The 12426-nt window shown below is 38.0% G+C and carries 10 protein-coding genes and 1 tRNA gene; 6 read left to right on the top strand and 5 right to left on the bottom strand.

The genetic code is table 11. The annotated features are described in order from the left end of the window. Nucleotides 1-13: 13 nt before the first annotated feature. Entirely contained in the window at nt 14-697 is a 684-nt protein-coding gene (locus DNK84_RS05785; RefSeq protein ID WP_328587418.1) for a response regulator transcription factor, read from the bottom strand. Between the two features lie 333 nt (nt 698-1030). Between DNK84_RS05785 and DNK84_RS05780 the strand changes: the two genes are divergently transcribed. Further along, a complete protein-coding gene (locus tag DNK84_RS05780) occupies nt 1031-2167 on the top strand; it encodes a polyamine ABC transporter substrate-binding protein (RefSeq protein ID WP_407920607.1) in 1137 nt (378 codons plus the stop codon). 521 nt (nt 2168-2688) lie between these two features. Here the strand turns inward: DNK84_RS05780 and DNK84_RS05775 are convergent. From DNK84_RS05775 to rlmKL, 3 genes are all read right to left on the bottom strand, one after another. Then, nucleotides 2689-3855 carry an MFS transporter gene (locus DNK84_RS05775; RefSeq protein WP_119343600.1) on the bottom strand — a complete coding sequence of 389 codons (1167 nt, stop codon included), beginning with the start codon at nt 3853-3855 and terminating at the stop codon, nt 2689-2691. A gap of 126 nt (nt 3856-3981) precedes the next feature. Continuing rightward, nucleotides 3982-4058 (bottom strand) — tRNA-Pro (locus tag DNK84_RS05770). A 60-nt stretch (nt 4059-4118) separates the two neighbouring features. Continuing rightward, the gene (gene rlmKL, locus DNK84_RS05765; RefSeq protein WP_119343637.1) at nt 4119-6323 is read right to left on the bottom strand and encodes a bifunctional 23S rRNA (guanine(2069)-N(7))-methyltransferase RlmK/23S rRNA (guanine(2445)-N(2))-methyltransferase RlmL; all 2205 of its coding nucleotides are present in this window, start codon (nt 6321-6323) and stop codon (nt 4119-4121) included. A gap of 309 nt (nt 6324-6632) precedes the next feature. Here rlmKL and DNK84_RS05760 point away from each other — a divergent pair, with 309 nt between their 5' ends. The 5 genes from DNK84_RS05760 (at nt 6633) to zapE (ending at nt 12174) form a co-directional block, all read left to right on the top strand. Then, nucleotides 6633-6974 carry a hypothetical protein gene (locus DNK84_RS05760; protein WP_119343599.1) on the top strand — a complete coding sequence of 114 codons (342 nt, stop codon included), beginning with the start codon at nt 6633-6635 and terminating at the stop codon, nt 6972-6974. Nucleotides 6975-7084: 110 nt separating this feature from the next. Next, on the top strand, nt 7085-8188 hold the full coding sequence (gene alr / locus DNK84_RS05755; protein WP_119343598.1) for an alanine racemase: 1104 nt from the start codon (nt 7085-7087) through the stop codon (nt 8186-8188). 403 nt (nt 8189-8591) lie between these two features. After that, on the top strand, nt 8592-9629 hold the full coding sequence (gene rpoS / locus DNK84_RS05750) for an RNA polymerase sigma factor RpoS (protein ID WP_268876893.1): 1038 nt from the start codon (nt 8592-8594) through the stop codon (nt 9627-9629). 146 nt (nt 9630-9775) lie between these two features. Then, complete coding sequence (locus DNK84_RS05745; protein WP_119343597.1) at nt 9776-11110, top strand: MFS transporter; 1335 nt, start codon at nt 9776-9778, stop codon at nt 11108-11110. After that, on the top strand, nt 11107-12174 hold the full coding sequence (gene zapE, locus DNK84_RS05740; RefSeq protein WP_119343596.1) for a cell division protein ZapE: 1068 nt from the start codon (nt 11107-11109) through the stop codon (nt 12172-12174). Before DNK84_RS05745 ends, zapE begins: the two co-directional genes overlap by 4 nt. A gap of 18 nt (nt 12175-12192) precedes the next feature. On the opposite strand, the gene DNK84_RS05735 is transcribed toward zapE, so the two are convergent. Next, a partial coding sequence (locus DNK84_RS05735) for a hypothetical protein (protein WP_162902263.1) occupies nt 12193-12426 on the bottom strand: 234 nt, incomplete at its 5' end.

The following is a 12426-nucleotide window of genomic DNA, read 5'->3' as shown; positions in this document are numbered from 1 at the left end:
CAAAATTCAAAATTCAAAATTCTTTTTGAACAGTGTAACCCACTCCACGAATCGTTTTAATATATTTATTATTAATCTTCTTGCGGATATTATGAATGTGGACTTCCAGTGTATTGGAATCAACCTCTTCATCCCAGCCATAAAGCTTCTCGACAAGCTTTGTTTTAGATACAACACGTCCAACATTCTCCAACAAACAGGCTAACAAGGCAAACTCACGCCTTGAGAGTTTAACAAACTCACCATTATTGGTAAGCGTCTGTGCAGCAGGGTCCAACTCCAGGGTTTCAAATTTAATCTTAGGGTCAGCACGTCCGGCTGAGCGGCGAACCAACGCGCGCATTCTGGCTAAAAGCTCACTAAAGTCAAACGGTTTTGTTAAATAGTCATCGGCACCTGAATCTAACCCTTTTACCCGATCGTCAATAGCATCTCTTGCCGTTAATAGCAATACCGGCACATGGTTGCCCTTGTTTCGGATGCGTTTAACAATGCTGATGCCATCCTTGCCTGGTAAGCCAATATCCATCACCACCGCATCATAAGGTTCAGTTTCCAGGGCCTGCTCGGCCATGCGGCCATCTTTCATTAAATCAACCGCATAGTTATGCTGCTTTAATCCCTCAACAATACCCTCACCAAGCATTACATCATCTTCAACAACCAAAATACGCATATTATCTCTTAATATCAACAATGACTTATCCTTTATCTTAGCGATGAAGGTGCTGGAGATAAATAAAAACTTATTAAAGCTACTTAACTGCAGTGATTCACTTCCCGCTTTTGTATATTGCTTTTCAAGCGCTTATCTCACTGAAGACGACCTAAAAGGAATATGTTTTAGTTGTGGCCATAACCGCCTAAGGTAAAATGAACATTAATTGGACGATTAGTCCAGCACTTGCTATCAACATTACTTAAAATTCAATAAGGAAAGTGGCAAAATCATTTGGTAGTAATATATAATATCAGCATTAAATCTAAATGAGCAATGCGCATGAATAAATCAATTACGCTTATCACCTGCATGACGCTGGTAGGTATCTCACATGCAAGTGATTTCACCTGTAACAATACCTTACTAAAAACACCGATCACACCTTTTAAAGAAATACACGAGTTAAACTTTACCAACTGGGCAGATTACATGTCACCCAAGCTTATTCCTTGTTTTAACAAACTATCCAATACCAATATTCGCTTGAGCTACACCACCGATGATAATATGACTCGAGCCAAGGTAATGACAGGTGCTTCTGGGTTTGATGTTATTGAACAAGGCGCTTTGTATCTACCTTCTGAGATCAAATCTGGTGCTTTGGTTAAACTTGATAAATCAAAGCTTCCCAACTGGCAATATCGTAATAAAGCCATTTATGATAAAATTTCACAAATCAATGATCCAGGCAATCAATATGCCATCGTCTATACTTATGGTACAACGGGCATTGCCTATAATGAAGACAAACTCAAAGAAGTCTTTGGTCACAAAGTTGTACCCAATAGCTGGCAGTATCTGTTTAACCCTAAGTATCTAAAGCAATTAAAAAAATGTGGTGTGTCTTTATTAGATGAGCCTGAACAGGTTTTTGGGAATTATTTCCATTACGCAGGCATTGATCCAAATACAACAAGTAAAGCAGATTATGAACGCGCTGCCTTGTATTTAATTAAAAATGTCCGTCCTTATATTAAATATTTTGATAGCAATAAATATCAAAATGATTTTACTGCAGGTAATCTTTGTGTGGTTATGGGCTACTCGGGTGATATGGTGCGAGCGGTGGAGCGTGCTAAGGAAATCTTCCCTGACACACATTTATATTATGTCTTGCCCAAAGAAGGAACGAACATCTGGTTTGATATGCTAATGATTCCAAAGGGTGCTACAAACCTTGATGCTGCTTATAAATTTCTAAATTTCAACATGGAGCCTTATATTGCTGCCATGAACAGTAACTACCTGTACCAGCCTAATGCAGTTATTGATAATAAACAATATTTAAACCAGTTAATGCAGGATCCCAATGTCACCCCAACAGATGAAATGATTAAAAAAATGTATGTCTTAACCATTCACTCACCTAAGCTTCAGGCTTTCATCAGCAAAATGTGGATGTATGTAAAATACGGCATTGAATTTACACCGCAATATGCCAAATAGCATCTAACTGATCACGCAAATATTTCCAGATGTCATCATTCTCACAAAGCGAAGCTTTGGTGGGAATCCACGCAAAAATTACGCCTCATCAACATCAGTTAAAGCCACATGCAAAAGCCTATCCAAATCAAAGGATACGTTGATCATTTTAGCCATAACCGCCTTAGTTTACTCATGATCATCACGTGAATCATCGCCAAGCAATGCTGACAAAGGCTATTGTCCTTGCGTACCCGTCACAGCCGCTTGGCGGCTGTCCACGTAAAAGTTATTCCTAAGCAATAACGGTTAGGGCCGTGTGCAAAGGCTGATCCAACTGCAGCAAACCTAAAAGGATAGCTTTTTGATTATGGCCATAACTGCTTTAGATTCATAACGCTTATCACGTGGGTCCCCGCCAAGCAAGGACGACGGTCCTTTGATAAGGAGTGCCTTTTGGGTTTGGCCATTACCGCCTTGAGTTACCAACCATAGTCACGTCGATCATCGCCAAACAATAATGACAGCCCTTTAATAACAGGTCAACGCTCAAAATAGTGAATCAAACAGGAAATAAGTGCTGTGATTAAGAAAATCAATAAAAACCCTGACAGACTCTGCACACTAATCACACCACCAATTGCAGAGATTGCCGCAATTGTTAACATGACACCCGCACCAGAGATTGCACCAGCGGTTCCGGCAAGTTCAGGAAAAATGCTTAAGCATCTGCCAAGAAAAATTGAATACAAAAGTCCTGCAGAAAAAACGGATAAATACACGTCAACCAGCAAAAGTAATAAATCACCTGATATCATAAGGCTTAGCAACAAACAAACTATATTCACAATAAGCATTAATGAAAATGCCAAGCGCATGATAAAACGCTCACCTTTTTGAATTAATAAACGCCGGGTAAGCGTGCCTGCCAAATAAAAAAGCCCAACGCCTAACGCTAAATAACCATAAAAAACAGCTGAATAGCCCAATTTTGTCTGAATATAAAAAGGCCCTAATATTGAGAAGAAAATCATAATGCCATATAAGATACCACACTGTAAGACTGCCGAGACAAACTGCAGATTCGATAGAATTTTTTTATAATTGCTGGCTATCAATTTAAGTTTAAGTGGCTTTTTATGACCGTAGGCTTCTGGCACATAAGCATACATGGCAAAAAAAATAATAACGCAATAAAGTGCTAAAAAGCCAAAATTTGCCTGCCAGCCAATATAGTGCTGTAAATAACCGCCGATAAAAGGGGCAACAATCGGCCCTAACCCCCAGATAATCGTCATTGTCGATGAAACTTTCATGATTTCTGTTGCGCTAAATATATCGGAAGTTTGCGCGCGATTTATACTTGCCGTTGCCCCAACGGCAATTCCCATTAAAAAACGCAACACAATTACACCTAGAATACTTGTTGCCATCATCACTAAAATTGCCAATATCACAAAAAGCAACAAATTCGCTAACATCAATCCACGACGTCCAAACCGCTCGGCTAATGTGCCAAACAACAGCATACCAATAAAGCTACCCATCATAAATGAAGATACCGTCCATTTAATCATCAGTGCTGAGGTTTGAAAGTAGCTTTGCATATAAGGAAATGACGGTGTATAAAGATCAATAGCAACACCAAAAAATGGGGTACATAACAATATGGCAAAAAGCGCTTTGCTTTTAGCGACAGAATCCAGCATATAATAATCAACGTTTACGAATAATAGCCCCGATCATAAATGAAATATGTTAAGACGCCAATACAGGACGGGCAAATTCTATGGTTAATCAATGATTTTATATATGAACAAACCTAAATCTTATTATGGTCGGGACGGCGGGATTTGAACCCACGACCTCTAGCGCCCCATGCTAGTGCGCTACCAAGCTGCGCTACGCCCCGAAAAATCCCAAATATTCTATCATATAGAAAAGAAATTGTGACACATATGTGCTAAAAAAATCACTTTCTTTTGCGAATCTCCCAACAATGATGAATATTAGGCCGTCTGGCAAAATCCCGTGACAGGCACTGATGATCAATATTCTCACATTGATAGTTTTGTTGAATTGTACTATCCAGTGTGAATTTTCGATAGTTATTAGAAAAATATAACACACCATCATCCGCTAAAAGCTTCATTGCCAACTCAATAAGTACCACATGGTCACGCTGCACATCTAGTGTATTTTGCATGCGTTTTGAATTTGAAAATGTTGGTGGATCAAGAAAAATAACATCAAATTGATTTGGTGTTTTATCTTTTCTTTGCGCAGGCTTATTGTGCGATGATACCTTTTCTTTCAGCCAACTTAAGCAATCTGCCTGAATAAACTGGTAAGCTGTACTTTGTAAATGATTCAATGAAAAATTGCGCTGCCCCCATTCTAAGTAAGTCTTAGACATATCAACGCTCACCACAGATTTGGCATGATTAAGTGCCGCATGCACACTTGCGGTACATGTATAGGCAAATAAGTTCAACAGATACTTCTTATGGGAAGCTTTTGCAACAATCTTGCGCATTTTTCGATGATCAAGAAAAAGCCCTGTGTCTAAATAATCACTGAAATTCACATAAAATAAGGCATCATGCTCTTTGACAACGTGAAAATTATCCATGGTATTTAATTTTTCATATTGCTGCTTGCCGGCTTGTTTCTGCCTTGTTTTGACATAAATGTGCTGATAAGGTACATCAAAAAGTTTATGGATATGATGAAGCATTTGATATAAACGTTTTTTAGCCAGAACAGGATCCACATTTTTACCGGCTTGATATTCTTGAACATGAACATAACGGTTATATAAATCAACTGCAGCAGAAAACTCAGGAATATCAGCATCATATACACGAAAGCATTCAATTGCATTTTGTGCCGCCCATTTTGATAACTGCTGATAATTCTTATACAGACGGTTCTTAAATGCCAAGTGCTTGTCATCCTCTGTAATAGATTTATCTGCCAAACGCTTTGTTTTTTGTGTCACAGATTCTTGCTTCATGACCCATTGATCATCAATATGAAATTTAAAAAGCGTTGTAGGAATTTTTCCGTTAAAAAATTTATTTTGTCTGTAACTGCGAATACCAAGCTGTTTTGTTGCATCATAAGCTGCGCTAAAAATACAAACTTCCCAGCCGTAAAAAGACGCAATTAATCGCTTGCCAAATTGCTGAAACAGGCGATTAAGCTTATCATCCTGATCGTGATATAATCGCTGACCATAAGGTGGATTTGTGACGATAAGTCCATTTGAATATCCTGTTTTCGCGCTTAATGATTCAATTGCTTGAACCTGTAGATCGATATAGTCATTTAAGCCTGCCCGATCAATATTCTCCCGGGCCTTATCAATAACTGACGCATCATAATCATAACCAATCAGCGTGATTTTTTTATCACTTTTAAACGCTTTTTCCTGCGCTTGTTGATGAATACCCTGCCAAAGTGTTGCATCAAAATTTTTTAAATGTTCAAAAGCAAATACTTCTCGGTGTATGTTGGGCGCAATATTGTAAGCCATCATTGCCGCTTCAATTAAAATCGTACCTGAACCGCACATCGGATCAATAAGTATCGGTGTCGGATTCTGCTGTAATTCACTCTGCCAACCACTTCGCAATAAAATTGCACTGGCTAAGGTTTCTTTAAGTGGTGCCTGGCCTTGTGATTGTCTATAGCCTCGTCTGTGAAGACTTTCACCTGATAAAGACAAATAAACAAACACTTCATTCTTTTGAAAATGCAAAGCAATGATAACCTCTGGATTTATTGAATCGACATTTGGCCGCTTACCTTCTTTGTCACGAAACTGGTCAACCACGGCATCTTTGCCTTTTTGCGCGGCAAATTGCGTATTATTAAATGCGCTGTGTTTTCCTGAAACCGTGATTTTGAATGTTTTATTGACATCAAAATACATACCCCATTCAATACCATAAACACATTCATAAAGGTCATTGGCCGACTCAATCGGATCTTTTGCAAGTTGCCAATACACTTGATTGGCCAGGCGAGAATAAAGGCAAATTTTATAAGCAACTTCTTGCGAGGCTTCAAAAAAGACACCCGCCAGTTTTTCCTGCACATTTTGTGCACCTAATGCAATCAACTCATCACAAAGCAGGCGTTCGACAGATTTTGCACAACTGGCAAAAAGCATTTGTTTTTTATGATTATCCAGGGTATCCACGATTAAGTATCATCTATAAAAGCAATAAAATTGCCGCCTATTATATACCACTCACAAACCATTACCACATTTCTTGATTTACTTTTTGATCATAAATTTTTTCTATCGCGACTATAAAAGTTCTTCATTACGAACAAGCTTGCTATTTTTTTATACTAAGCACACGTACAGTCAAGTCATCACATCTAATCGTACTTGAGGTACAAAAACAAGCACATTTACATTATCAACCACAATAAATGAGATGTGTTTTTTAAAATTATAAACAGGAGAGAAATTATGAAAACAGTTAAAAATATCGGTTCTATCTTAGTCGTTATTGCAAGCATTTTGGGTGTTATTTTTGCAGCAGTAAGTTTTTCTTACTCAATTACTGCCGCAATTTTTGGTATTATTCTAAGCCTTATCATGCTTATTATGGGACTTATCAGCTTTGCCAGTGCAAAATCGTTAGCAAGCTCACTGTTTGTTTTAACTTTTGTCATCGCGTTAATTACAACAAGCTTTAGTGCGCATATTGTTAACAACGCGATGATTTTGATGATTATCGGTAGCGTTATTGGGTTTATTGGCGCAATTTCTTTAACGTACAACCCCAATAAAACCGCTTTACATATTTAATTTCACACTATATCACCCCTGAATCTTTCAATTAAAATCCTCATAACCCTATTTGTGATATTATCGCCAATCGTTTATGCTATGCAAAACTAATTATCACTCTTAAACAAATGGATAATGATCACTTAAATCGTCATCTACATTTACGTGCTTATGCTTGTATTGATCAAAAAAATTTAATTAGGAACCTTGATACGCTTAAAGCGCTTCACCCAAATAAACAAATTATTTTAATGTTAAAGGCAAATGCGTATGGCCATGGACTATTAAAGATTGCCGAGCTTTTAGATGGTCGGTGTGATTATTTTGGCGTGGCAAGCGTTGAAGAAGGTGTCAAGCTTCGAAATCATGGTGTTATCAAAAGCCAGATCATGATTTTTTCGGGTTTTTTCTGTGCCAAACTATCCCAGGCACTAATTGAATTTAAATTAATTCCTGTAATACACAGCTTATATCAGATTGACGATCTTAAAAACTATCTGAGACAGGAATTTGCAGAAATCTGGCTTAAAGTAAACACCGGAATGAATCGCCTTGGACTTAATCAATATGATTTTGAAAAAGCATATCAGCAACTTGCAAAAAAGCACACGATTAATGTGATGACGCATTTAGCAGAATCTGAAAATCCAGATCCACGCTTTACACAACAACAATTAGCCTGCTTTTATCAACGGATCCGTAATAAAAACTTCCAGCATATCAGCGCCTTTAATTCTTCTGCAGTACTTTTTCACCCTTTTGAAGATCATACAGATACAATTCGGGTTGGTCTGGCGCTTTATGGTGCATTAACTTTATCCAAGACACAATATTCAAAACCCTTAGCACCTGTGATGAGTCTTTATTCGCGCATTATTGCAATTCAACATTTAAAACCCGGGGATTCCGTAGGCTATAACCGCCAATATATTGCAGATAAGATAAAAAAAATCGCAATCGTATCAATTGGCTATGGCGATGGCTACCCACAGATGACACCAAATGGTACCCCTGTAATCATCAATAATCAGCGTTATCCAACAGTAGGGAAAGTCTCAATGGATCTTATGGCGGTGGATATTACCAATGCACCAGAAACGATCACGATTGGCACCTCCGTAATGCTCTTTGGCTCAGCACTTCCTATTGAAGAAGTTGCGCACGCTATAGGCACCTCACCTTATGCATTAATGACAGGAATAAGCCCTCGCGTTCAAAGAGTCTATGAATAAAATTTGCCTTTCTAATTAGTAATATTTACATTTTTCATCGGCAGTTTTTATATAAACACCCTACGACCAGTCAGCTTGTCAAGCTGAAATAACCCCATAGATATCCAATAGAAAAAAAGGTCACCATAAATCATTTGTACTTTAAATATACAGAATATAGATATAACACCTTGCGTCCTTATCTTACAAATCAAGAAAAATATCTGACAAGATTTCAGCAAAATACATGATAATAATATGTGTTTGTCTATTCCTATTTTAATTACTCTTTGACATACTATCATATGTTGAAGGCGTTTTGTGTGTAACTGCCAAGGCGGGCAAAAGTTTTGATGCCAACTTAATAATTGATATCAAACAGCATAAATGTCTAAGCAAAAGTGATAAAACAAGGAGAAAGGCCGTGTCAAATGCTAAAAATTCCACGCTCAGTAAAGTAACTCACCCAAAGCAACCACATCACTACCAGGAACCCGATGATGCAACCAAAAAAACGATAACTGCAACTGCAAGCGAATCTGAAGATGATGATTTTGATACCGAAAATGATGATGCAAGCTTTGATATGGAAGAGGATACACAAGAACAACATGACTTCTCTCATAGCGAATATGATGCAACACGTATGTATCTTGTTGATATTGGTTATAGCCCTTTATTAACAAAAGAAGAAGAATTTCATTATGCAAAGCTTGTCCAAAGTGGTGACAAGAAAGCCAAAGATACAATGATTGAAAGCAACCTTCGCCTGGTTGTTAAAATTGCCAAGCGCTATAAGCCTCGTGGTAACAGCATGAGTTTTCTGGATTTAATTGCTGAAGGAAACCTTGGTTTGATTCGCGCTATTGAAAAATTTGACCCTGAACTTGGTTGGCGTTTTTCGACTTATGCAACCTGGTGGATAAGACAGAACATTGAACGTGCCCTTTTAAATCATCAGCGAACAATTCGCGTGCCTGTACACATCTTAAAAGAGCTTAACGTCTATTTAAGGGCCGCGAATGAGTTAACAAAACAACTGGATCATGAGCCAACCCCAGAAGAAATTGCCGATTTTATTGATCGCCCTGTTGAGGATATTCGCAAAATTCTGAATTCAACAGTTCAAATGGAGTCCTTGGATGATACCTATGATGATTCAAATCGCAGCATGGTTGAAACCATTGCCGATGAAAATGCGCAGGATCCTGAGAAAATTCATTTAAATCAACGTGCTGCTAAATTTATTGACGCCTGGCTTGATGAGTTAACTGACAACCAACGAGCCGTGTTATCTATGCGCTTTGGTTTACGAGGCTACGATCCACAAACACTTGAGGAGACTGGCGTACAGGTTGGCTTAACACGAGAACGGGTTCGCCAAATTCAAGTCGATGCACTTAAAAGATTACGCGTGATTGCAATAGCAAATGGTATCGACCCAAATATTTTTCTAAGATAATTTCTCTTTTATATTTTCTGTATACCACTGATAAAATGGTTGCTGATGTACCATCCATAAATAATTTTGTCTTTTTTCTATTTTATTTTCTTTAGCAAAAAGGCTAAGATAAACATTCAGCAAAAATATAGGTAATAAATATTAACATGGGGTTTAACATCCATAAAATAAAAGGTTATGCGTGGATTGTCGTTCTTTTAAGCGCTTTTTTACTGTTTTATAAATACATTATGCAAGTCTATCCTGGGCTTATTGCCAATGATATTATGTCCCTTTTTCACATATCACCAGCACAAGCAGGCTCACTCATTGCTTCAACTTTCTGGACTATTGTTATTACACAACTATTCTCAGGACTCATTCTAGATCGGTTTGGCTTTCGGCTTATAAGCGCTTTATCACTTGTCATTACGGCATCAGGGCTTCTTTTATTTATTTATGCAGCAGACAGTGGTGATTTATTTCTTGGCTATGCCGGCCGCATTATGATTGGCTTTGGCATTTCTTTTGCAACAGTCAGCTATATTAAAGCCGTTTCTGTCTGGTTTCCACCACATAAATTTGCCTTTGTGACAAGCTTTCTCGCCTCAGCAGCAATGCTAGGTGCTATTGCGGGTCAAGCGCCGCTAGCCTATTTAATTCATCACAGCGGCTCCTGGCAAAAAGGTTTGACCATTTGTGCTTTTATTGGCTTAATTGGCGCAGTCCTTTATTTCTTTATCATCCGTGATAACAACCCAAAATCACAAATACATGCTGAGAGTGAAACACATACCACATTTAATTTCCAGGCAATCAAAGCCGTATTTTTAAATAAAAACAACTGGTTATTAACGCTTTATTCTGGTTTAAGCTTCACCACAATTGATGCCTTTGCCGGTTTATGGGGTAATAATTATTTTCGTGAACAATATCATATTTCAACCTCACAAGCTGCCAGCATTATCTCGATGATTTTTATTGGTCTTGCGATTGGTTCTCCTGTTATTGGTAAAATCTCTGAGCATTTAGATAGAAGAAAACCTGTAATGCTTAGTTTTCACATTATTGCAACCATTATGCTTGCAATCGTACTAACCTTTAAAACAACCCCGTTTATCGCCTCTTTATGTCTTCTTATCTTTGGATTTTGCCTGGGCATTTATATGCTGACTTTTGCCATTGGTCGACGCATCAACAGCATTGCAGTGACAGCCACCGTTGCCGCTTTAATCAATACAGGGGAGCCCGTATTAGGGGCGATTTTTGATCCGCTAATCGGTTATTTTTTAGAACTTCACTGGCAAGGAAATTATATCAATAAGGCCGGACAGATTGTCACTTATGCCAAAGGTGCTGTACCTGATAATGCAATTAAGCACTTTGCGGTTTCCTCTTACCACTTTGCTTTTCTAATTTTAACCGTTAGCATGATATTGGCATTTATCTTACTTTGCTTTGTCAAGGATAAGGCCTATAACAAAACAGATAAAGCCATATGAATCTGATTGATCAATATCAGCATTGCGTTAAAGCACAAAACCTCCAACAAGATGACTTACAGCTTAGTGCAATTAATAAATTACAGTTGATTGCTCAACAATTGCAAATAAACAATGTAAAGGCGCGATTTTTTAAAAAAAAATCCAATATCAAAGGCCTTTATCTTTGGGGTGGCGTTGGGCGTGGCAAGACTTTTATTATGGATTTATTTTTTAATGCACTGACCATTGAGCAAAAACGCCGTCAACACTTTAATCACTTTATGCAGGAAATTCATCAGCGCTTACAAATGCACAAAGGGCAAAAAAATTCCTTACAACAAGTCGCCAATGATATTGCTGCACAAACACGAATTATCTGCTTTGATGAATTCTTTGTTGAAGATATTGCAGATGCTATGATTTTGGGAAGGCTTTTTCAGTTACTCTTTGCCAAAGGTGTCACTTTAGTTGCCACGTCAAATATTCCACCTGAAAAACTTTATCAAGGCGGGCTTCAAAGACATTTATTTCTCCCGGCCATTGATAGTTTAAAAGCACATGTTGAGGTTTTTAATTTAGACCAGGGCATTGACTATAGGCAAAATCAGCTTAGATCGACACAAAACTATTTCTTCCCTTTGCCCCAAGCAAATATACAACTTGCCGATAGGTTCAAACACACAGCCAGTGATATGGTTTTATATGATACTGAGATTATTTTAGAAGAGCGTTTGGTTAATGTATTAGGCGTTGATGAAAAAGCAATCTGGTTTGATTTTCATGCGATTTGTGGCCATGCACGAGGTGTAAGCGATTATATGGCTTTAGCAAAGAAATTTGATGAAATTTTTATTAGCAATATCCCAATACTTAACACAAAAAATGAAGACCAGGCTCGGCGATTTATTGCCATGATTGATGAGTTTTATGATGAAGACAAAATTGTTATCATTGCCGCTGAAACACACTTTAACGAACTGTATCAAGGGGAACGCCTTGCCTTTGAATACCAGCGAACTGCCAGCCGCCTTCATCAAATGCAAGACATTAACTATTTCAAAAGAGATCAACGCTTATTTTAACGAATACAGCCAGCCTGTTTAATGCTCCTTTGGTTGCCAGCTTTTGGCGATGATCGTGTTGAGATCTTCATCGTTTTCTTTCAATGTGATCTCTATATCACCTGCTTCAGGATTAAAGCTTGCCATGGCCTGGATAATCTTATTAAGCTCATGATGATATAGGATTTCATCCTCGGTCATAATGGCATCGACCTGGTTTTGCTCGTCATCAAACCAGCCCTGAAGCTTGATGGTATCTTCATCCGCAAGGTT

Origin of the sequence: Facilibium subflavum (assembly GCF_003574485.1) — a bacterium.
GTDB classification, from domain to species: Bacteria; Pseudomonadota; Gammaproteobacteria; order Francisellales; family Francisellaceae; genus Facilibium; species Facilibium subflavum.
This window is presented reverse-complemented; position numbering and strand designations above follow the sequence as displayed.